This window comes from Diaphorobacter ruginosibacter, from assembly GCF_040396215.1.
Lineage (GTDB): Bacteria > Pseudomonadota > Gammaproteobacteria > Burkholderiales > Burkholderiaceae_C > Diaphorobacter_A > Diaphorobacter_A ruginosibacter_A.
Genome location: NZ_JBEBOW010000002.1, coordinates 1 through 19940, shown reverse-complemented (window position 1 = coordinate 19940; position 19940 = coordinate 1). Strand labels below are relative to the sequence as shown.

The following is a 19940-nucleotide window of genomic DNA, read 5'->3' as shown; positions in this document are numbered from 1 at the left end:
AACTGTAATCGTTGCACATTGATAGTGCATTGGTGATTTCCCCACCCTATTTTGGAGCGCGTCCGTCCCGACGCCACTCCATTCACGGAAGCGCCCGAGTGACAAGTCTTGGCATGACTTGTGCGATCTTGATTACATATCGTAATCATTGATACACGGTGAGTTATGACGAAGCACAAGAAGCATGGCGGCAAAAGCCGGGTTTTGTGGAGTTTTGGGGCTTGCGTTCTGGGTATTTTTCCATGTGAGCTGCCGGCAGCTCCTCTCAACGCTCCCGCGATGGCGCCATTGAGTGAAGTCAGTGCGGTCGATACGGCCTGGGTGATGACCGCCACTATTCTGGTGCTCCTCATGACGCTTCCCGGGATCGCGCTGTTCTACGCAGGAATGGTGCGCCGCAAGAACGTGCTCAACACGATGGCCGGCGTGGTGGCGATTGCCGCCCTGGTGAGCATTCTGTGGTTTGCGCTGGGGTATTCGCTGGCGTTCACCCCGGGCGGGGGCTGGATCGGTTCCGGCTCGCGTGCCTGGTTCGCCGGGCTGGACTTCAGCGCCATGCACCAGAAAGTGGCGGTCAGCCATCTTGCCCCCCATTTGCCGGAAGCGGCCTTCGCCACGTTCCAGCTGGCTTTTGCCGTGATCACGGCGGCCATTCTGGTGGGCGCCTGGGTGGAGCGCATGCGCTTCGGGGCGATGCTGGTGTTCGTGGGGCTGTGGAGCCTGCTCGTCTATGCGCCGATCGCGCATTGGGTCTGGGAGCCGGGCGGGTGGCTGGCCCGCATGGGAGCGCTTGATTTCGCGGGCGGCACGGTGGTCCACGTGAATGCGGGCATTGCGGGACTGGTCTGTGCGTGGATGCTCGGCGCGCGCCGCGGCTATGGCCGCGAGGCGTTCGAGCCCTGCAACCTGGGCTTCACCATGATGGGGGCGTCTCTTTTGTGGATCGGCTGGTTCGGCTTCAACGCCGGTTCTTCGTTGGCCGCCGACAGTCGCGCCGCGCTGGCGCTCTCCGTCACCCACATCGCCGCCAGCGCGGGCGCGTTGGGATGGATGGCGGCCGAGTACCTGGTGCGCGGCAAGACCTCGCTGCTGGGATTGTGCTCGGGGCTGGTCGCCGGGCTGGTGGCCATCACCCCGGCGGCGGGATTCGTCACGCCACGCTCGGCGCTCATCATCGGCGGGGTGGCTGGTGTGGCGTGCTACTGGGGTGCCACCAGCCTCAAGCGCATGCTGGGCGCTGACGATTCGCTGGATGTGTTCGGCGTGCACGGCGTGGGCGGCATTGTGGGTTCGCTGCTGACGGGCTTGTTCGCCGACGCCGACATTGCCGGTGTCCAGGGCAGCGTGGTCACGCAGGCTGTCGGCGTGCTGGCCGTGGGCGCCTTCACGCTGGTGGCGACGGCGGTGCTGTTCTGGCTGGTGGACAGCCTGATCGGCCTGCGAGTGGACGAGGAGGCCGAGCGTCTCGGGCTCGATCTCGCGCTGCACAGCGAGCGTGTCGGCTCCTGAGAGCACCATGCGGCCAGCTTGCCAGTTCCTGTCCTGTTCAATCAGCCTGGAGATATGACATGACCGAAAACAATCGCCTGGCCATTGCCGCGCATTTGCATGTCCTGCTGCGCAGGAACACCGGGCGCGTGACGGATACCGAGTGGATGGCCGCCAACGCCGAATACGCGTTGGCCATCATCACTCTCGCGCGTCAGCATGCGGAGAACCACGCCACGCCCGAGTTGCTGGAGTGGGCCTCGCGCCTGGAGAACGCCTGGCTGGAGGAGACCGACGCGCCACAGCGCGTCCCGCTGGTTCAGCGCGCGGGCGACATGCTCAGGCAGCGGCTTGATTCGCGGAAGTACATCGGCACGTTGCGTTGACACTTGTTTGCGAATTCCGCGCCCGGCAGCGCCTCCCAAAGCGCAAGCGTTCAATCCAACGCAAACTCCGTATCGTTTGTCGTCTTGTTCGGTCGAGATCGGCTGGATGCGGAAATTTCCGGCTGATACAGTCCGCGCGAAATCATCGAGAGGGCAATTCGCATGGACATGAAATTGACGGCAAAGATGTGCATCGCCGGGCTGGCATGGATGGGCTCCATGGCCATGGCCGCTTCCAACTTCACCGTCAGTCCCGGCAACTGGGTGGTGACGCAAGAGGTCAACGGTCAGCCGGGACGCGGCATGGGCATCGAGGTGCGCGACGGCACGCTGGTGATGGCCGTCTACAACTACGCGCCGACCGGCGAGGCCACGTTCCATCTTGCAGCCGGGGCGATGAACGGCAACAGTTTCAGCGGCCAGTTGATGGAATACAGAGGCGGGCGTTATCTGGGCGGGCCGGCGCTCGATGCGGCGGAGGTGGGCTCCGCGGGAGAAGTCCGGATCGATTTCAGCAGCGCAACCACGGGCACGATCAAGTTCCCAGGGGAGCCGGCCGTGGATATTTCCCGCTATGTGTTCGATGGCGTGCCGCAGGGGCGGTTCCTGCCGCCGGGCATGGGCGAGGTGTGGTTGCTCACGAAGAATATGGACGGCTATTTCACGGAGTCTTCCGGGGTCGCGATCAACGATGCGGACGGAAGAATGTGGTCCGACGACGGGGAATGCCAGGTGAATGCCGACACTGCGGCGGTCACCTGCCCGATGACGTGGGATAGCTGGTCGTCCGCCACGGTGACTCTCAAGCGCTATGGACAGCGCGTGGAGGGCACTGTTTCGAGGCGCGGTTCATCCAGCAAGGATCGGGTCGTCGGCGCGCGCCTGGCGCTTCTCAGGTTCCGAGGCGATATGGAATTGATGTTCGACACCGAAAGCATGGACTGGTTCACGGGTGAAGTGACCACCAGCAGCGTGCCGGAGGCCGGCCTGTGGATCATTTCCGGCGAGAACACGGGCAAGCCGGGGCGCGGCCTGACGATGGATCTGCAACTGGATACGCTGGTCGTGCAGCTCTATGGCTACGAGGCCGACGGAAGCCCCACTTTCCGCATCGGCTCGGGCAAGTACAAGGGCGGCTCATCCACCGTGGCGCTGCAGAAGGTGCGCGGGGGCCGTTACTACGGCAGCGACGCGCTCACCGGCATCGACGCGGGCTCGGACGGCAATGCGCAGATCCGTTTCACGTCCCCGACCACGGGCATGATTCTTCTGCCCGCGGAGCAATGGGTTCCCATGCAGAAATTCTCCGTGGGTGTGATGGCGCCGCAGCCCGAGTCGCTGTTGGGCAAGTGGGCGTTCTTCGTCGCCGGCGCAGGTGGCGGACGTGAACACACCGTATTCGACCTGACCAGGGTGGATGCCGGCCGGGCGAAGAATTCCAGCGGCTCCGCGCAGTGCTGGTATGAAACGACCCGGCACGGGACGGTACGCTGCACGGACTTCCGGGGCGAGTACCGTTTCACCCCCGCCTACAACGATGGCGCGATCATGGGCTGGGCCATGGAAACAGGTTTTCGCAACGAAGTCATCGAGAACGGCAATCATGGCCGGATTCCCGTGCAGCGCGTCGTCGACCGAACGGGCGTCATCAGCGGCTCGCTGCCGAGGTGAGGCATCGCAGGGGCGGCGCGCAAGACAGTGCTGCCCGCGCGAGGCGGAACAAAGGCCCGGAAGGGCCTTTTCGTTTCATGGAGGCGCCGCCGGCCTCATTTGCCCATCACTGCCCGCCGCGAATCCACTTCGCCGCCATCTCCGCGATCATCAGCGTGGGCGAGTTGGTGTTGCCGCTGGTGATGGTGGGCATCGCGCCCGCGTCCACCACGCGCAATCCTGCGATGCCGCGCACCCGCAGGTGCGAGTCGAGCACGGCCATGGGGTCGTCGTCGCGGCCCATGCGCGTCGTGCCGACCGGATGGAAGATAGTGGTGGCGATGTCGCCCGCGAGCCGCGCCAGATCCTCGTCGCTCTGGTACTGCGGGCCCGGCTTCCATTCCTGCGGCGAATACTTCGCCAGCGCCGGTTGCGCGACGATGCGGCGCGTCACGCGCAGGCTGTCGGCGGCCACCTTGCGGTCTTCGTCGGTGGAGAGGTAGTTCGGCGCGATCGCGGGGGCGGCCTTGAAGTCGGCATGCCTGATCGTCACCGAGCCCCGGCTGGTCGGGTTCAGGTTGCAGACGCTGGCGGTGAAGGCCGGGAAGCTGTGCAGCGGCTCACCGAAGGCGTCGAGCGACAGCGGCTGCACATGGTATTGGATGTTCGGGTGCGCCAGCTCCGGGCTGCTGCGCGTGAAAGCGCCCAACTGCGAGGGCGCCATGCTCATCGGCCCGCTGCGCCTGAGCGCGTATTCGAGCCCGATCTTCGCCTTGCCCACGAGGCTGCCGGCCATCACGTTGAGCGTAGGCACATCATCGACCTTGTAGACGGCGCGGATCTGCAGATGGTCCTGCAGGTTGGCGCCCACGCCGGGCAGGTCGCGCACCACATCGATGCCGTGCTTTTGCAGCAGCGCCGCCGGGCCGATGCCGGAGAGCTGCAGCAGTTGCGGCGAGTTCACCGCGCCCGCGCTCAGGATGACTTCCTGGTGCGCCTTCACGGTGATCATTTCCCTGCCGGTCCATACCTGCACGCCGGTGCAGCGCCGCGAACCGTCGGCCTGGGGCTCGACGATGAGCCTGGCTGCCTGCGCGTTGGTCCACATCTCGAAGTTCGGGCGTCCGTAGCACGTGGGGCGCAGGAACGCCTTGGCGGTATTCCAGCGCCAGCCGCTTTTCTGATTCACCTCGAAATAGCCCACGCCTTCGTTCGTGCCGCGGTTGAAGTCGTCGGTGGCGGGGATGCCGGCCTCGGCCGCCGCCCGCGCGAAGGCATCGAGGATGTCCCAGCGCAGGCGCTGCTTTTCCACGCGCCACTCGCCCGAGCCGCCGGTGCTCTTGCTGCCGTGCAATTGCTTGAACGCCTCGCTGGCCTTGGCCGGGTCGTCCAGGCGCCAGTGGTCCTCGTGGCGGCGAAAGGCGTCGAGCACGCTGCTCCATCGCCATTCGTCGTCACCCGTGACCTGCGCCCAGTGTTCATAGTCGCGCGCCTGGCCGCGCATGTAGATCATGCCGTTGATGCTGGAGCAGCCGCCCAGGGTCTTGCCGCGCGGATAGCGCAGCGTGCGGCCATTGAGCCCTGGATCGGGTTCGGTGTTGTAGAGCCAGTCGGTGCGCGGGTTGCCGATGCAGTACAGATAGCCCACCGGGATGTGGATCCAGTGGTAGTCGTCGCGGCGTCCCGCCTCGATGAGCAGCACGCTTTTCTGTTTGTCGGCGCTGAGCCGGTTGGAGAGCAGCGCGCCGGCCGTGCCGCCGCCGATGATGATGTAGTCGAATTCCGTGTTGTCGCTCATGGATGCCGGATGCCTTGCCTGAACAGGCCTGTGTGTCTCGTTCAGCCATTGTGCAAGAAGGCTTCCGGGTGTCGAGAGGGGAAGTGCTGATCTGCTATTGAATTTGTGGCGCGGGTTTGATGCGACCGGCGGCCAGCGCGGGATTTGTGATGTTTTCTCAAAGCGTCGGCAGCGCCCGCGGCCGTGCCGCGTTTGCAAGAGGTTGTTCACAAAAAGACCTGAAGGCGCGCGGGCGCCTTTTTTTATGGAATGATGGACGCCTTCCGGTGACGTGTTCCCGGCGTTCGCCACGGTGCCGCGCGGATGCGCGCGTTTTCCTGAACATCCCCGTGTCGTGCCGGACAGTCGCCAGGCGTGCAGAATCACCCTTTCCGAACGCGCGCCGCCAGGCACCGCGCCGCATATTCTTCTTTGACATGCAGACAACGAATCCGCCGTCGATACAGGCCGAACCAGGCACTGCCTCCAGCGTCAGGGCGCGGGGAGAGTGGGTGGCCGCCGCCTTCGCGGACCGGCATGCGTGGCGGCGGCTGCAGGACGAGCTCAGGCGCGCGGGCAACTCCGGTTCATGGGATCTGCGGGACATGGAGCGGTTCGACCATGTGGGCGCGCAGATCCTGTGGAACCATTGGGGCGGGCGCATGCCGCAGGGCTTGCAGGCCACGCCCGCGCAGCAGGACATCTTCGGGCAGTTGGCCAAGTTCAGCCGGGAGCAGACGTCATCCAAGGGGCCATCGTGGCTCTTCGCGCGGCTGGACCAGCTTGGCGTGGGCCTGTTCAGGGCCGCGGGCCATTTCAGGCATCTGGTGGAGCTGATCGGGCAGTTGATGTTCGATCTGCTGCGTCTGGCCGCGCAGCCGCGCAAGGGGCCCTGGCGCGATATTTCTGCGCACCTGTACCGCACGGGGGCGACGGCGCTGCCCATCACGGCGCTGGTGGGCTTCTTGATCGGCGTGGTGCTGGCTTACCTGATGTCGCTTCAATTGCGGCAGTTTGGCGCGGAAGCGTTCATCGTGAACATTCTTGGAATTTCGTTGATCCGCGAGCTGGGACCGATGCTGGGCGCCATTCTGGTGGCCGGCCGCTCGGGCTCGGCGATCACCGCGCAGATCGGCGTGATGCGTGTGACGGAAGAGCTGGATGCGCTGCGCGTGATGGGCATTTCGCATGGCTTTCGCCTCGTGATGCCGCGCGCGCTGGCGCTGGCCATAGCCATGCCGCTGGTGGCGCTGTGGACCACGCTGGCCGCCCTGGCGGGCGGGATGCTGGCCGCGGATGTGGCGATGAACATTTCGCCCGCTTATTTCGTCGAAGCGCTGCCGGCGGCGGTGAATCCTTCCAACCTGTGGCTGGCGATGAGCAAGTCGGCGGTGTTCGGCGTATTCATTGCGCTGATCGCCTGCCACTGGGGCCTGAGCGTCGAGCCGAACACGCAGAGCCTGGGCGAGGGAACGACCGCATCGGTGGTCAGCGCCATCACCATGGTCATCATCGTGGATGCGCTGTTCGCGGTCGCTTTCAAGAATGTGGGGTTCTGAACGATGAGCGCGGCCCGACAGCAGTACCTGGACGCCGGCGCGTCGCGGCCCGCGTTCACGCAGGCTCCGCCGCCGCCGCCCGAGGATGCGCCGGTGGTGGTCGACATCCGGAGCCTGTCCACCGTGTTCGGCTCGGGCGAGGACGCCTTCACGGTGCACAAGGACCTGAACCTCACGGTGCGGCGCGGCGAGATCGTGTCGCTCGTGGGCGGCTCGGGCACGGGCAAGACCGTGCTGCTGCGCCACATCCTGGGTCTGACCCGACCGACCACGGGCGAGGTGACGGTGCTGGGCAGTCCGGCGTCCGAGCTGAGCACCGAAGGCGCGGCAAGCCGTGTGGGCATGCTGTTCCAGCATGGCGCGCTGTTCTCGGCGTTCAACGTGATCGATAACATCGGCTTCGCGCTGCAGGAGCAGGGCACGCTGCCCCCCGGCCTGGTGCGCGACGCGGCCATGGTCAAGCTGCAGATGGTGGGCCTCAAGCCCGAGGTCGCCACGCGCATGCCGGCCGATCTCTCGGGCGGCATGATCAAGCGCGTGGCGCTCGCGCGCGCTCTCATCATGGACCCGCCGCTGCTGCTGCTCGACGAGCCCACCGCCGGGCTCGATCCCAATGGCTCGGACGAGTTCTGCGAACTCCTCAAGGACATGCACGCGACGCTGGGCCTGACAGTGATCATGGTCACGCACGACCTGGATTCGCTGTTCGCGCTATCGACCACCGTCGCCGTGCTGGCCGACAAGCGCGTGATCGTCGAGGGGCCGCCCGCCGAGGTGGTGCAGTTCGATCATCCTTTCATTCACCACTTTTTTCTCGGAGAACGCGGCCGCAGGGCGATGGCGGCGGCGCCCGCCGGGCCCGAGGAGCGAGCGGCGTCTCCCGCCAAGGAAATCTGATGGAAAACAAGTCACACGCACTGGCTGCGGGCATCTTCCTGATCGTGGTGGCGGCGCTGCTCGCCGGCCTCGGCCTCTGGCTCTCGCGCGACAAGACCGACTACAAGATATTCGAGCTGTCCAGCAAAGAGAGCGTCACCGGCCTGCAGCCGCAGGCGGCGGTGCGCTACAAGGGTGTTGCGGTGGGCAGGGTGACCTCGGTCGGCTTTGACCCTGAAGTGGCGGGCAACGTATTGATCCGCATCGCCGTGAACGAGAACGCGCCGATCACCAGCACCACATTCGCAACGCTCGGCTACCAGGGCGTCACGGGACTTGCGCACGTGCAGCTCGACGATGCGGAGTCGCCGCTGCAGCCCGTCGCGCCGGGCGCGGACGGCATTCCCCGCCTGCCGCTGCAGTCTTCGCAGTTCAGCCAGATCGCCGAGCAGATTCCGAACATCCTGGTGCAGGTCAACGACGCCACCCATCGCTTGAACACGCTGCTGGGCGACGACAACCAGAAGCGCTTCAGCAAGGCGCTCGATGAACTCGGCCAGGCGGCCGGCAGCGTGAATGTGCTGCTCAAGCGGATCGACAACACGGTGGCCACCAAGCTCGATCCCGCCCTGGCCTCCGTGCCCGCGCTTGCCAGCGATGCGCAGAAAACGCTGGCCTCCCTGCGCGCGGCGGGCGACAGCGCCGCGCGCGCGGCCGACGACATCGGCCAGACCGTGCAGGGCCTGAGCCAGGAGGGCGGGCCGGTCAGGGAGATCGCCGTCAGCGCACAATCGCTTGCCGCCGCCGCCGACCGTTTTGGCCGCGTGACGCTGCCGCGCCTGAACTACGCGGCCGAGCAGACCGGCCGCGCGGCGCAGCGCCTGGGCCGCACCGCCGACAGCATCAGTGACAACCCGCAATCGCTGATCTTCGGCGCCGGCGCGGGCACGGCAGGCCCCGGCGAACCTGGCTTCGTGGCACCCCGCGCCGTGCCGCAAGCGTCCCATTGAAGCCGAGAGATGAGAAGAGATGCCATGCCCATGATCGCCGCCACACCTTCCCGCGCCGCCAAGCCGCGCTCCGCGGAATCCTTGCAGGCACCGCGCCGCAGCCCGGCCGTCCGTGCGCCCGGCGCTGGCCTTGCCGCGCTGGCTCTGGCCGCGCTGCTGGCCGGCTGCGGCTCGATACTGCCCCAGCCGCCGCAGCGCGCCGATGTATACGACTTCGGCCCCGGCCTGACGACGGCGCGGGCCGCTGGTGCCGCTGCGCAGGAGCGCCAGCCCTTGCCGCCCATCGGCCTGGCCGACTTCGCCACGGCGGGGCCTCCCGATGGCCGCAGCGCGCTGTATTACCGGCTTGCATACGCGAATGCGCAGGTGCTGTACCCCTATACGCTCGCGCGCTGGAGCCAGGCGCCAGCGGCGCTCATGCAGATGGCCGTGCGCGACCGCCTGAGCGCCCAGAACCGCGCGGTGATCTTCGGCAGCGAGAACATCGACCAGCAGATCACCGGCGGCAGGTCGCCGACCATCCTGCGCGCGGAACTCGAGGAATTCAGCCAGGTGTTCAGCTCCGAGAAGGACAGCGTGGGGCTGGTGCGCGTGCGTGCCTCGCTGATCTCGTCGAGCAAATCGGGCGACGAGCTGATCGCGCAGCGCGTGTTCGTGGCGCAGCGCCCGGCCGCCTCCGCCGACGCGGCGGGCGGCGCGGGGGCTCTGTCGGACGCCGCCCTGCAGGTGGCTGATGACATCGCGCAATGGGTGGCGCAAAGCGGCCACTGAAACGCACCCGGACAACAATTGGACCCATGACCCGGCCGCATCGGCCGCGATGCGCGAGGACAGGATATGAACCAGCAAGCAGACATGAAGAACATCGATATCGCCCACATCAACGCCACGCTGGGCCGCGACGCCCAGGGCCTGGTCAACTGGGCGGCGGGCCTGGGCAAGACAGCCATCGTCACCACCAATTTCCGGCCGTTCGAGGCGGTGATCCTGCACATGTGCGTGCGCGCGCAGCCGGGCATGCGCGTGATCTGGATGGACAACGGCTACAACACAGAGGCGACGTATCGCTTTGCCGACGAGGTGACCCGGAAGCTGGACCTGAACCTGTCCATCTACCTGCCCCGCCGCAGCCGCGCGCACCGCGAGGCGGTGGAAGGCCCGGCGCCCGCGTTGGACGACCCGCGCCATGAGGCTTTCACCGAGGAGGTCAAGCTGGAGCCCTTCGCGCGCGCGCTGCGCGAGACCGCGCCCGAGGTCTGGTTCACCGCCCTGCGGGCGACGGACACGGCGGTGCGCGCGCAGATGGAGCCGGTGAGCATCAACCCGGACGGGTTGATCAAGGTCGCGCCGCTGCTGCACTGGAGTTCCAAGCAGCTCCATGAATATCTCGTCGAGCACGGACTGCCCAACAATTTCGACTACGTGGACCCCACCAAGGGCGAAGCCAACCGCGAATGCGGGCTGCATCTTTCGCATTGACGGATACGCCCCGGGAAAGCGGGGCTGCTGAAGCGCGGGAATATACGAAACGTATATTCAGCGTATCATCGCGGGCATGGGAATCGTCAAAATCTCCGACGAACTGCATGGCCAGATTCGTCTCTCCAGCGCCGCGCTCAGCCGCTCCATCAACGCCCAGGCCGAGCACTGGCTGCGCGTGGGCCAGATGGCGGAGCTTCATCCCGAGCTGAACTACGCGGGCATCTGCGCGCTGCTGCACGAGGCCGCCCGTGCCCTGCAGAACGGAGATGCCTGCCGCGATGACGGCGAACCCCAGGCGCCCGGCGGCCTGGTGCGCCTCGTCAAGGGAGGCCGCTCATGAGGCGCGGAAAACCTCGCGTCGTGCCGATCCGCTGCGCCGACGAGATCGCCCTCTCGCGCGAAGCGGGCGGCCTGGCCGCCAGGGTCCTGGCGATGCTGACGCCGCATGTGCAGCCGGGCGTGTCCACCGAACATCTCGACCAGCTGTGCCACGATTTCATCGTGGACGAGCTGCATTGCGTGCCCACCAACATAGGCTACGGCGGCTTCCCCAAGACCATTTGCACGTCGGTGAACCACGTCGTGTGCCACGGCATTCCCTCGTCCGGGGAAATCCTCAAGGATGGCGACATCGTGAACGTGGACGTGGCCGTCACCACGCCCCAGGGCTGGATCGGCGACACCAGCCGCATGTACTACGCCGGCCAGCCCGGCAATCAGGCGCGGCGGCTGGTGGATGCGACCTACGAGGCCTTGCTTGCCGGAATCCGCGCGGTCAAGCCCGGCGCGACCCTGGGGGACGTGGGTTTTGCGATTCAGAGCGTCGCCCAGCGCGAGCGTTTTGGCGTGGTGCGCGAGTATTGCGGCCACGGTATCGGCACGGTCTATCACGACGAGCCGCAGGTGCTGCACTATGGCGTGCCGGGCCAGGGGCTGGTCCTGGAGCCGGGCATGATCTTCACGATCGAGCCCATGCTGAACGCGGGCAAGGCCGCCACGCGCGAGCTCAGCGACGGCTGGACCGTGATCACCAACGACAAGTCGCTGTCCGCGCAGTGGGAGCACATGGTGGTGGTGACGGAGACGGGCCACGACGTCCTCACGCGCTGGCCCGATGGCACTGGCTGCTATCCGCCGCCCTAGGGTGAGGGGAGAAAGCACGCCGCGCCTCATTATTCATGCATGGCGAAAAAGCGATAGCTCCAATGGATTCTGATATGCATCAAGGTTGAGGCCGCGCCGCACTCCTACCCTGTCATGCCGCCCGGACACGCCGCCGTTTGCCGCCGCGTGGATGCCGGGCTCATGATGGAAGGAATGAACAGCCATGACAGCTTTGCAATGGTCTGATGAAATGGCGCTGGACCTGCCCTTGATGGACAGCACGCACAAGGAATTTATCGAATTGCTGCAGGCCGTCGAAGCGGCCGATGACGCTTCGCTGCTGACGGTGTGGAAAGAACTGGTGGAGCACACCGACGCGCATTTCGGGCAGGAAGACCGCTGGATGGCGGACACCCGGTTCGCATCCAGCAATTGCCACAGCGTTCAGCACAAGGTGGTCCTGAGGATCATGCGCGAAGGCCAGGAGCGCGCGGAAAAGGGCGAGCTGTTCGTGCTGCGCGAAATGGGCCGCGAGCTGCAGACCTGGGCGGTGCAGCACACGCAGCTGATGGATTCGGCGCTCGCGCTGCACCTGCGCCGCGTGGGCTACGACCCGCTGACGGGCGAGGTAGTGTCGCCGGACAACCTGCCCAAGGAACTCATCCACGGCTGCGCGGGTGCCTGTTCCTCGGGCGACGATGAGGTCGCGCTGGCTGGCGCGGAGCACTGAGCCGCCGCCGCCTTGCGTCAAAGCGGCGGGTAGCGGGTGGCCAGGACCGGGAACAGCTTGGTCAGGCCCACCGCCATGACCTCGACGGCCAGCGCCGCGAGGATCAGGCCCATCAACCGCGTCATCACATTGATGCCGGTCTTGCCCAGCACGCGCGAGATGGGCTCTGCCAGCGAGAAGCAGATCCAGACGGCGAGGGCCAGGACCAGGCCATAGCCCAGCAGCACCAGATGCTGCCAGATGGTGTGCGCCTGATTGGCATAGATCACGACGGTGGACATCGCCGCAGGCCCGGTGAGCAGCGGGATGGTCAGCGGCACGACGGCGATGCTGTTGCCCATGGCCGCCTTCTCCGCCCCCGCCTCGAACGTGGCGCTGTTGGGCCGGTCTTCCGCCGGGCGCGCGTTCAGCATGTTGATGGCGCTGATGAGCAGCAGCATGCCGCCGCCGACCTGGAAGCTCTGCAGCGATATGTTGAAGAAATCCAGTACCTGGAGACCGAGCAGCGCGCAGCCCGAAATCACCAGGAGCGTGCTGATGGCGGCGGTGCGCACCGTCTGCCGCTTTTGTTCTTCATTGAATCCCTGGGTGTAGTGGATGAAGAACGGCAGGATCGCCAGCGGATTGACGATGGCCAGCAGCGAGATGAGCGGTTTCAGATCCATCAACGGCCTCCGGAGATCTCCAGGAATGACATGGTGGTGAACGGTGAGGCGTCCGACATCAGCCAGACGATGCTTTGCGCCACTTCCTCGGCCGTTCCGCCGCGTCCCATGGGGACCGCGGGCACCAGTTCCTGCACGCGATTGGGGCGGCCGCCGCTGGCATGGATCTCCGTCTCGATGAACCCGGGGCGCACGGCGTTCACGCGGATGCCTTCCGCGGCCACCTCCTTGGCCAGGCCGACGGTCATCACGTCGATGGCGCCCTTGGCGGCGGCGTAGTCCACGTACTCATTGGGCGAACCCAGGCGCGAGGCGGCGCTGGACACGTTCACGATGCTGCCGCCTTCGCCGCCGTAGCGCGTGCTCATGCGGCGCACGGCCTCGCGCGCGCAGTAGAAGCTGCCCAGCACGTTGATGCTGAACATGCGGCGCAGGCGCTCGCCCATCATCTGGTCGACGCGCGATGCATGGTCGACCACGCCCGCGTTGTTCACCAGCGCCGACAGGCGGCCCATTTCATGGTCCAGCGTGTCGAACATGGTGATGACGTCCGCTTCGACGGACACATCGGCCTTGATGGTCATGGCCGTGCCGCCCGCATCGCGGATCTGGCGAGCCACGTCCTCGGCCGCGTGGGCGTGGCGTACATAGTTGATTGCCACGGCCCAGCCCTGGCTGGCGGCCAACAGGGCCGTCGCGGCGCCGATGCCCCGGCTGCCGCCGGTGATGAGTGCGACCTTGTTCAAGCTGATCTCCGTTGTTTATGCGAATATTGGATTCGATTGTCGCCAAAACCTTGGTTTTCCCGCGATCTATTCCAGCAGCCTGTGGTTTTCTTGATCCATACGGGTTGCCTATTCATCCACATCCAATCATTCGGAGACTTCATCGCATGAGCGCTTTCGTCAAAATCACCTCCGCGGACGGGTTCACCTTTCCCGCCTACGTTGCAAGGCCCGAGGGCCGGGCGCGCGGCGCGCTTGTGTTGCTGCAGGAAATCTTCGGCGTGAATTCGCACATCCGCTCGGTGGCGGATCGCTGGGCGGCGCGCGGCTATCTGGTGGTGGCTCCAGCCACTTTCTCGCGCGTGCAGGCGGATGTGGATCTTGGATATACCGGCGATGACATGAAGGCGGGAGTGGCGCTCAAGGCCAGGACCGAGGCCCTGCCGGGCGCGGGCGTGCTGCCCGACATACAGGCATGCATCGACTTTGCCGCCAGGGAGTCCGGCGGCGGGAAGGTCGGCATTTTCGGTTTCTGCTGGGGCGGGCTGCTCACCTGGCGCGCGGCAGCCGAGCTCAATGGGCTGTCGGCCGCCGTGCCGTACTATGGAGGCGGCATGACGACGGAAAAGGAAATCGCCCGCAGCCCCAAGGTGCCGCTGATGGCGCATTTCGGCGACAGGGATGCGCACATTTCGGTGGAGAGCGTGAAGGCGCTGGAGGCGGCGCACCCGCAAATCCAGGTGTACCTGTACGCCGCGGACCATGGGTTCAATTGCGACCAGCGCGGCTCCCATGACGCGGCGGCAGCCCGCCTGGCCGACGAGCGCACGCAGGCGTTTTTCGCGCAGCACCTGGGCTGATCGCGGGCGGGTATTCAGCCCTGCCCGGTGCGCGCCAGATAGCGCTTGCGCCAGAAAATGACCGTGAGCGCCAGCGCGATCAGCGCCATGGAGCCCAGCGCCCACCAGAAGCCCGCCGCCAGATGCACGAGAGGCGTGAACTCGAAGTTCATGCCGAAGATGCCCGCGATCAGGTTCAGCGGCAGGAACACGGCGGTGAGCGCGGTGAGCGTGCGCATGATGTCGTTGGTGCGGTTGCTTTGCAGCGAGAAATGCATCTGCACCGCGGTCTCCGCGCTTTGCTCCAGGCGGCGCACGTGGTGCACGACGCGCTCGATGTGTTCGAGCACGTCGCGGCTGCGGACCTTGAGCAGGTCGATCTCGCGCATGCCCGTGGCGCTCTCGGGCATGGGCCAGCCCTCGAGCGCGTCGATCCAGTCCTGCACGGCGGTACGCTGGTCTTCGCAGATTTCATCGAGCTGGTGCAGCGCCAGCCGGGATTCGAGCAGCGCGGTCCAGTTGATGCCGCGCGCCCTGGGCCGCAGCAGTTCGACCTGCCAGTGGTCGAGCTGGCGCGAAAGCTCCCGGCGCAGGTCGAGGTAGCCGTCGACAATCAGGTTCACCACGCGCAGCATGACATCGGCGGGGCTGGTGGGCATGCGCGCGGCGGTGAGCGGACCGGCGCGCTGGTCGCGCTGCGCGGTCTCCCGTGGGATGCCGGGGTCGGCGGCATCGGCGGCTGCCCGCGCGGCCGGTGTGCTGGATGCGGGCGAGTTCAGCGCCAGCAGGCGCGATGCATAGGCGTCGCGGACCGTGCAATCGTCAGGATGCACGGACAGCAGCACCTGATCGAAAACGACGAAGCCCACCGCGCCGGTGCGGATGCGGCGAAGCGGCCCGGCCGCCGGGCGCGCCTGCGCCTGTCTGGCGCTTGCGGAGGGTTCGGGCGCATCGCCCGGCAATTGCCTGCCGCCCGCCGCCAGGCGGCGGAACACCAGCACGTCGTATTGCGATGTGTAGTCGTAGTGCGATGGCAATTGCGCGTTGAGCAGATCGGAGACATGCAGCTCCTCGAGCTGCTGCCCCGAGATCGCGTGCAGCGCGGCCTGGATGTGCTGCAGATGCTCGCCAAGGAAGGCGCGCGTGCAGGCAATCCAGAAAAAGCCGGCCTCTGGCGCCGTGGCGGGCAGCTCGAACAGTTCATGCGCGGGCGCGCCGGGGCTCACCTGGAAGATGCGGAAGGCGGCGGGGCTGGATGCAGGCAACGTCAATGTCTCCGGCGCGGGTTGGATGGCTTGTTCGGCGCGGTTGCGGCCACGGATGGCTCCCGCCCATGGGGCGTCCGCCCTGCGGGCGAGCGCGCCTTGTTGGTTCAGCCGGCTTTCATCAGCTTCGCGGCATCGATCGCGAAGTAGGTCAGCACGCCGTCCGCGCCCGCGCGCTTGAAGGCGAGCAGCGCTTCCATCATCACCTTGTCATGGTCGAGCCAGCCATTGGCGGCGGCCGCCTTGAGCATGGCGTATTCGCCGCTGACCTGGTATGCGAAGGTGGGCACCTTGAATTCATCCTTGACGCGGCGCACGATGTCCAGATAGGGCATGCCGGGCTTGACCATCACCATGTCCGCGCCCTCGGCCAGATCGAGCGCCACTTCGCGCAGCGCCTCGTCGGAGTTGCCGGGATCCATCTGATAGACGTTCTTGTCGGCCTTGCCGAGCGCGCCGCGCGTGTTCACGGCATCGCGGAACGGGCCGTAGAAGGCGCTGGCGTACTTGGCGCTGTAGGCCATGATACGGGTGTGGATGTGGCCCTGGGCCTCGAGCGCTTCGCGGATCGCACCGATGCGCCCGTCCATCATGTCGCTGGGGGCGACGATGTCCACGCCGGCATCGGCATGCGTGAGCGCCTGGCCGACGAGGATCTCCACGGTGTCATCGTTGATGATATAGCCGGTCTCATCGAGCACGCCGTCCTGGCCGTGGCTGGTGTAGGGATCGAGCGCCACGTCGGTGAGCACGCCCAGGTCGGGGAACTCCTCCTTCAGCTTGCGCACCACGCGCGGAATCAGGCCGTCGGGGTTGAGCGCCTCCTTGCCGTCGGGCGTCTTGAGTTCCGGCTCGATCGAGGGGAACAGCGAGAGCACCGGAATGCCCAGCCGGACGCATTCCTCGGCCACCGGCAGGAGCAGATCCAGGCTCAGGCGGTCCACGCCGGGCATGGATGGCACGGACACGCGCTTGTTCGTGCCTTCGTGCACGAATACCGGATAGATCAGGTCGTGCGGCGTGAGCGTGTTCTCGCGCACCAGATTGCGGGTGAAGGCGTCGCGGCGCAGGCGGCGCGGACGGTTGACGGGAAAGGGAGTCGGATTGGAGAGATGCATCCCGAAATTGTGCTCCACATCGGGGAAAAGTGGTATTGCCCGTGGAGCCCGGCGCCGGCATTGCGGGGGGCAGGTGGCTTACACTGGAGCGATGCTCTGGGTCAAAGCCTTTCACATCGTCTTCATCGCCAGCTGGTTCGCCGGATTGTTCTATCTGCCGCGGATCTTTGTGAATCTCGCCATGGTTCCCGAAGGCTCGATCGCCGAGCGCGAGCGGCTGCTGCTGATGGCTCGCAAGCTGCTGCGCTTCACCACCATCATTGCCGTTCCGGCGATATTGCTGGGCCTGTGGCTGTGGCTGGGCTACGGCATCGGGCGCGGCCAGGGCTGGATGCATGCCAAGCTGCTGGTCGTGCTGCTGGTGGTGGGGTACCACCATGCCTGTTTGGTGATGCTGCGCAAGATCGAACGCGGCCAGTCCCGACGCTCACACGTGTGGTTCCGGTGGTTCAACGAAATACCGGTGTTCATGCTGCTGGCCGCCGTGCTGCTGGTCGTGGTCAAGCCCTTCTGACGCGGCGAGCGCGCGCGATCGTCCATGCACAAGACTTCTGCCTGGCCGCTGGCGCTGATCTACGCGGCGCTGATCGTCTTTGCCAGTCTGTTCCCTTTCGATGGCTGGCGCTCGCAGGGTGTCGATCCGCTTGTTTTTCTGTTTGCACGGATTCCTCCGCCCTATTGGACCTGGTTCGACGTCAACATCAATATCGCGGGCTATGCGCCGCTGGGATTCCTGCTCGCCCTGGCCCTGCTGAGAACGGGCTGGCCGCGCCTGGCGGTGCCGATGGCGTTCGTGGCGGGTACGCTGCTGTCGCTGTGCATGGAGTTCACGCAGATCTACCTGCCAAGGCGCGTGCCCTCCAACATGGACCTGGCGCTGAATGCCGTTGGCACGCTGGCGGGTGCATCGCTTGCGGCGCTGCTCGAGAAGATGGGCGCGATCTCTCGCTGGAGCCGCTTTCGTGAGCGCTGGTTCGTGCCGCAGGCGCGCGGCGGGCTGGTGCTGCTGGCGATGTGGCCGGTGGCCCTGCTGTTCCCGGCTTCGGTGCCGCTCGGGCTGGGCCAGATGTGGGAGCGCCTGGAGATGGCGCTCACCGAATGGCTGTCGGACACGCCTTTTCTCGAATGGCTGCCGGTCACCGATGACGTCATGGAGCCGCTCTCGCCTGGCGGCGAACTGGTTGCCGTCATGCTGGGGTTGCTGATTCCCTGTCTCCTGGGCTACTGCATCATTCGCGCGGGTGCGCGCCGCGTGATCTTTACCCTGGTGGTCACGGCGGTCGGCGTGCTGGTCACGGCGCTCACCTTCCTGCTGAGCTACGGACCCAGCCATGCCTGGGAGTGGCAAAGCGTTCCCACCCGCATCGGGCTGCTTCTGGGGATGGTCTCGGCCCTGCTGCTGGTGGCCGTGCCCAGGCGCGTCTGCGCGGCGCTGCTTTTGCTGGCGCTCATGCTGCACCTGAACCTGCTCAACCAGGCGCCGACCAGCGCCTATTTCGCCGAGACGCTGCAGGCGTGGGAGCAGGGACGCTTCATCCGCTTCTACGGGGTGGCGCAGTGGCTGGGCTGGGTCTGGCCCTACGCGGCCCTCGTGTATGTCGTGCTGAGGGTGTCGCGCCGCAACGACGACGCCTAGCCCCGCCCGCGCAGAGGCCTTGCGGCGCGATCCATGTGCGCCCCGCGCTCAGGCCCTAGAATGAATGCATGAGCGACAGCACCAAGACACCGGAAGGCAAGACCGGTTACTACCAGCGCCATATCTTCTTTTGCCTGAACGATCGCATCAATGGCGAGGAGAGTTGCGCGCATCACGGTGCGAAAGCCGCGTTCGATCGCTGCAAGGCGGCGGTCAAGGCCGCGGGGCTGGCTGGTCCGGGAAAGGTGCGGGTGAACAAATCCGGCTGCCTGGACCGGTGTGCCGGCGGCCCGATCGCCGTGGTCTATCCCGAGGGAACCTGGTACACCTATGTCGATGAAAGCGACATCGACGAAATCGTCGATTCGCACCTCAAGAATGGCAAGGTGGTCGAGCGCCTGCTGACGCCCCCGGACGTGGGGCGCTGAGATGCCGCTCATGCACGGGCCGGGCGCTGCCCGGCATCTCTCCTTTCTTTCAACACGCTGGCGCAGCCGTGCCATGCACGGCGCACATTCCTGAATCGACGTGAACGCTCAAACTGAACGCCTGACTCTCACGGGCCCCGCGGGGGCCATCGAAGCGTTGCGGGATCAGGCGGTTCCTGCCGCCGGCCAGACAGCCCGCGGCGTGGCCATCGTGGCGCATCCCCATCCTCTTTTCGGCGGCACCATGGACAACAAGGTGGTGCAGACGCTGGCGCGCGCCTTCGTGCAAAGCCGCTGGAATTGCGTGCGCTTCAATTTTCGCGGCGTCGGCGCCACCGAGGGCGTGCATGACAACGGCGTGGGCGAGCTTGAGGATCTGCTCTCGGTGATCGCGCAGGTGGCGCCCACCGGGCCGATCGCCCTCGCGGGCTTCTCTTTTGGATCGTTCGTGACCAGCCATGCGGTGGCGCGTCTTGCCGCGACACGCACGATCGAGCAGATCGTCTTTGTTGGAACGGCCGCCAGCCGATTCACCGTGGCTCCCGTTCCGCAGGAACTTCATGAGCGGACTTTGATCGTTCATGGCGAGGCGGACGATACGGTGGCGCTTTCATCGGTCATGGACTGGGCTCGCCCCCAGATACTCCCGGTTACTGTCGTACCGGGCGGCGGTCATTTCTTTCACGGACAATTGCCGTTGCTCAAGGGGCTGGTGCTCCGGCACCTGCGCTGCGGCGTGGCGGCTTGATGAGGGTGCCTGGAAGCGCTTCACGGCACTGCCGTTCGTTCGACTCCCGCTTTCCGGCGCCGTCGCCGGAGGGTTCGCCGCCTGTTTTTTTGTTTGTTTAGTCAGTCTCGATTGCCCGATCTCATGAAGTCATTTCTGTCTCAGATGCGAAATCTCGCATGTGCCGCCCTGTTGGCCCCTACGCTGGTGATGGCGCAGGTTCCTCAACCTCCTGAAATCGCCGCGCGCAACTACATGCTGGTGGATGTGACCGCGGGCCAGGTGTTGGCATCCAAGGACATCGACGCGCAGATCGAGCCAGCGTCGCTCACCAAGCTGATGACCGCCTACGTGGTGTTCGATGCGTTGCGTGCCAAGAAGGTCACGCTGGAGCAGACCCTGCCCGTGAGCGTCAAGGCATGGAAGATGCCCGGCTCGCGCATGTTCATCGATCCCAAGATGCAGGTGAAGGTGG

At 65.9% G+C, this 19940-nt stretch carries 22 protein-coding genes; 17 read left to right on the top strand and 5 right to left on the bottom strand.

The window, feature by feature from the left end; all coding sequences use genetic code 11:
- Positions 1-279 precede the first annotated feature (279 nt).
- From ABWP92_RS00575 to ABWP92_RS00565, 3 genes are all read left to right on the top strand, one after another.
- On the top strand, positions 280-1509 hold the full coding sequence (locus ABWP92_RS00575) for an ammonium transporter (RefSeq protein WP_353233393.1): 1230 nt from the start codon (positions 280-282) through the stop codon (positions 1507-1509).
- Positions 1510-1568: 59 nt separating this feature from the next.
- Complete coding sequence (locus ABWP92_RS00570) at positions 1569-1874, top strand: hypothetical protein (protein ID WP_353233392.1); 306 nt, start codon at positions 1569-1571, stop codon at positions 1872-1874.
- Positions 1875-2036: 162 nt separating this feature from the next.
- The gene (locus ABWP92_RS00565; RefSeq protein WP_353233391.1) at positions 2037-3545 is read left to right on the top strand and encodes a hypothetical protein; all 1509 of its coding nucleotides are present in this window, start codon (positions 2037-2039) and stop codon (positions 3543-3545) included.
- Between the two features lie 106 nt (positions 3546-3651).
- On the opposite strand, the gene ABWP92_RS00560 is transcribed toward ABWP92_RS00565, so the two are convergent.
- Entirely contained in the window at positions 3652-5322 is a 1671-nt protein-coding gene (locus ABWP92_RS00560) for a GMC family oxidoreductase (RefSeq protein ID WP_353233390.1), read from the bottom strand.
- Between the two features lie 416 nt (positions 5323-5738).
- Here ABWP92_RS00560 and ABWP92_RS00555 point away from each other — a divergent pair, with 416 nt between their 5' ends.
- The 8 genes from ABWP92_RS00555 (at position 5739) to ABWP92_RS00520 (ending at position 12062) form a co-directional block, all read left to right on the top strand.
- Complete coding sequence (locus ABWP92_RS00555) at positions 5739-6860, top strand: MlaE family ABC transporter permease (protein ID WP_353233389.1); 1122 nt, start codon at positions 5739-5741, stop codon at positions 6858-6860.
- Between the two features lie 3 nt (positions 6861-6863).
- Positions 6864-7757 carry an ABC transporter ATP-binding protein gene (locus ABWP92_RS00550; protein ID WP_353233388.1) on the top strand — a complete coding sequence of 298 codons (894 nt, stop codon included), beginning with the start codon at positions 6864-6866 and terminating at the stop codon, positions 7755-7757.
- Positions 7757-8746 (top strand): MlaD family protein, encoded by a 990-nt coding sequence (locus tag ABWP92_RS00545; protein WP_353233387.1) that lies wholly within the window; start codon positions 7757-7759, stop codon positions 8744-8746. The genes ABWP92_RS00550 and ABWP92_RS00545 overlap by 1 nt, the downstream gene beginning before the upstream one ends.
- 24 nt (positions 8747-8770) lie before the next feature.
- Positions 8771-9517 carry an ABC-type transport auxiliary lipoprotein family protein gene (locus ABWP92_RS00540; protein WP_353233386.1) on the top strand — a complete coding sequence of 249 codons (747 nt, stop codon included), beginning with the start codon at positions 8771-8773 and terminating at the stop codon, positions 9515-9517.
- Between the two features lie 84 nt (positions 9518-9601).
- Positions 9602-10225 (top strand): phosphoadenosine phosphosulfate reductase domain-containing protein, encoded by a 624-nt coding sequence (locus tag ABWP92_RS00535; RefSeq protein ID WP_353233456.1) that lies wholly within the window; start codon positions 9602-9604, stop codon positions 10223-10225.
- A gap of 76 nt (positions 10226-10301) precedes the next feature.
- Positions 10302-10568 carry a ParD-like family protein gene (locus ABWP92_RS00530; RefSeq protein ID WP_353233385.1) on the top strand — a complete coding sequence of 89 codons (267 nt, stop codon included), beginning with the start codon at positions 10302-10304 and terminating at the stop codon, positions 10566-10568.
- On the top strand, positions 10565-11371 hold the full coding sequence (map, locus tag ABWP92_RS00525) for a type I methionyl aminopeptidase (protein WP_353233384.1): 807 nt from the start codon (positions 10565-10567) through the stop codon (positions 11369-11371). Before ABWP92_RS00530 ends, map begins: the two co-directional genes overlap by 4 nt.
- 184 nt (positions 11372-11555) lie before the next feature.
- Positions 11556-12062, top strand: a complete 507-nt coding sequence (locus ABWP92_RS00520) for a hemerythrin domain-containing protein (RefSeq protein ID WP_353233383.1) — start codon at positions 11556-11558, stop codon at positions 12060-12062.
- A gap of 17 nt (positions 12063-12079) precedes the next feature.
- Here the strand turns inward: ABWP92_RS00520 and ABWP92_RS00515 are convergent, their stop codons facing one another.
- On the bottom strand, positions 12080-12727 hold the full coding sequence (locus ABWP92_RS00515; protein ID WP_353233382.1) for a MarC family protein: 648 nt from the start codon (positions 12725-12727) through the stop codon (positions 12080-12082).
- Positions 12727-13473 (bottom strand): SDR family oxidoreductase, encoded by a 747-nt coding sequence (locus ABWP92_RS00510; RefSeq protein ID WP_353233381.1) that lies wholly within the window; start codon positions 13471-13473, stop codon positions 12727-12729. Before ABWP92_RS00510 ends, ABWP92_RS00515 begins: the two co-directional genes overlap by 1 nt.
- A 146-nt stretch (positions 13474-13619) precedes the next feature.
- Here ABWP92_RS00510 and ABWP92_RS00505 point away from each other — a divergent pair, with 146 nt between their 5' ends.
- On the top strand, positions 13620-14312 hold the full coding sequence (locus ABWP92_RS00505) for a dienelactone hydrolase family protein (protein ID WP_353233380.1): 693 nt from the start codon (positions 13620-13622) through the stop codon (positions 14310-14312).
- Between the two features lie 14 nt (positions 14313-14326).
- On the opposite strand, the gene ABWP92_RS00500 is transcribed toward ABWP92_RS00505, so the two are convergent.
- Both ABWP92_RS00500 and hemB read right to left on the bottom strand, forming a co-directional pair.
- A complete protein-coding gene (locus ABWP92_RS00500; protein ID WP_353233379.1) occupies positions 14327-15556 on the bottom strand; it encodes a magnesium transporter CorA family protein in 1230 nt (409 codons plus the stop codon).
- A gap of 107 nt (positions 15557-15663) precedes the next feature.
- Positions 15664-16674 carry a porphobilinogen synthase gene (gene hemB, locus ABWP92_RS00495; RefSeq protein WP_353233378.1) on the bottom strand — a complete coding sequence of 337 codons (1011 nt, stop codon included), beginning with the start codon at positions 16672-16674 and terminating at the stop codon, positions 15664-15666.
- Between the two features lie 91 nt (positions 16675-16765).
- Here hemB and ABWP92_RS00490 point away from each other — a divergent pair, with 91 nt between their 5' ends.
- The 5 genes from ABWP92_RS00490 to ABWP92_RS00470 all read left to right on the top strand — a co-directional run.
- Entirely contained in the window at positions 16766-17188 is a 423-nt protein-coding gene (locus ABWP92_RS00490; RefSeq protein ID WP_353233377.1) for a CopD family protein, read from the top strand.
- 24 nt (positions 17189-17212) lie between these two features.
- Positions 17213-18310: a VanZ family protein gene (locus ABWP92_RS00485; RefSeq protein ID WP_353233376.1), complete on the top strand. Its 1098-nt coding sequence runs from the start codon at positions 17213-17215 to the stop codon at positions 18308-18310.
- A gap of 68 nt (positions 18311-18378) precedes the next feature.
- Positions 18379-18738 (top strand): (2Fe-2S) ferredoxin domain-containing protein, encoded by a 360-nt coding sequence (locus tag ABWP92_RS00480; protein ID WP_353233375.1) that lies wholly within the window; start codon positions 18379-18381, stop codon positions 18736-18738.
- Between the two features lie 100 nt (positions 18739-18838).
- Positions 18839-19486, top strand: coding sequence for an alpha/beta hydrolase (locus tag ABWP92_RS00475; protein WP_353233374.1), 648 nt, complete (start codon positions 18839-18841; stop codon positions 19484-19486).
- 144 nt (positions 19487-19630) lie between these two features.
- Positions 19631-19940: D-alanyl-D-alanine carboxypeptidase family protein (locus ABWP92_RS00470; protein ID WP_502907423.1), on the top strand; the 310-nt coding region annotated here is incomplete at its 3' end.

What these genes read in the sequence shown, in the direction of transcription:
- ABWP92_RS00575 (WP_353233393.1), top strand. Translation starts at nt 280, where the DNA reads ATGGCGCCATTGAGTGAAGTCAGTGCGGTCGATACGGCCTGGGTGATG.
- ABWP92_RS00570 (WP_353233392.1), top strand. Translation starts at nt 1,569, where the DNA reads ATGACCGAAAACAATCGCCTGGCCATTGCCGCGCATTTGCATGTCCTG.
- ABWP92_RS00565 (WP_353233391.1), top strand. Translation starts at nt 2,037, where the DNA reads ATGGACATGAAATTGACGGCAAAGATGTGCATCGCCGGGCTGGCATGG.
- ABWP92_RS00560 (WP_353233390.1), bottom strand. Translation starts at nt 5,322, where the DNA reads ATGAGCGACAACACGGAATTCGACTACATCATCATCGGCGGCGGCACG.
- ABWP92_RS00555 (WP_353233389.1), top strand. Translation starts at nt 5,739, where the DNA reads ATGCAGACAACGAATCCGCCGTCGATACAGGCCGAACCAGGCACTGCC.
- ABWP92_RS00550 (WP_353233388.1), top strand. Translation starts at nt 6,864, where the DNA reads ATGAGCGCGGCCCGACAGCAGTACCTGGACGCCGGCGCGTCGCGGCCC.
- ABWP92_RS00545 (WP_353233387.1), top strand. Translation starts at nt 7,757, where the DNA reads ATGGAAAACAAGTCACACGCACTGGCTGCGGGCATCTTCCTGATCGTG.
- ABWP92_RS00540 (WP_353233386.1), top strand. Translation starts at nt 8,771, where the DNA reads ATGCCCATGATCGCCGCCACACCTTCCCGCGCCGCCAAGCCGCGCTCC.
- ABWP92_RS00535 (WP_353233456.1), top strand. Translation starts at nt 9,602, where the DNA reads ATGAAGAACATCGATATCGCCCACATCAACGCCACGCTGGGCCGCGAC.
- ABWP92_RS00530 (WP_353233385.1), top strand. Translation starts at nt 10,302, where the DNA reads ATGGGAATCGTCAAAATCTCCGACGAACTGCATGGCCAGATTCGTCTC.
- map (WP_353233384.1), top strand. Translation starts at nt 10,565, where the DNA reads ATGAGGCGCGGAAAACCTCGCGTCGTGCCGATCCGCTGCGCCGACGAG.
- ABWP92_RS00520 (WP_353233383.1), top strand. Translation starts at nt 11,556, where the DNA reads ATGACAGCTTTGCAATGGTCTGATGAAATGGCGCTGGACCTGCCCTTG.
- ABWP92_RS00515 (WP_353233382.1), bottom strand. Translation starts at nt 12,727, where the DNA reads ATGGATCTGAAACCGCTCATCTCGCTGCTGGCCATCGTCAATCCGCTG.
- ABWP92_RS00505 (WP_353233380.1), top strand. Translation starts at nt 13,620, where the DNA reads ATGAGCGCTTTCGTCAAAATCACCTCCGCGGACGGGTTCACCTTTCCC.
- hemB (WP_353233378.1), bottom strand. Translation starts at nt 16,674, where the DNA reads ATGCATCTCTCCAATCCGACTCCCTTTCCCGTCAACCGTCCGCGCCGC.
- ABWP92_RS00490 (WP_353233377.1), top strand. Translation starts at nt 16,766, where the DNA reads ATGCTCTGGGTCAAAGCCTTTCACATCGTCTTCATCGCCAGCTGGTTC.
- ABWP92_RS00485 (WP_353233376.1), top strand. Translation starts at nt 17,213, where the DNA reads ATGCACAAGACTTCTGCCTGGCCGCTGGCGCTGATCTACGCGGCGCTG.
- ABWP92_RS00480 (WP_353233375.1), top strand. Translation starts at nt 18,379, where the DNA reads ATGAGCGACAGCACCAAGACACCGGAAGGCAAGACCGGTTACTACCAG.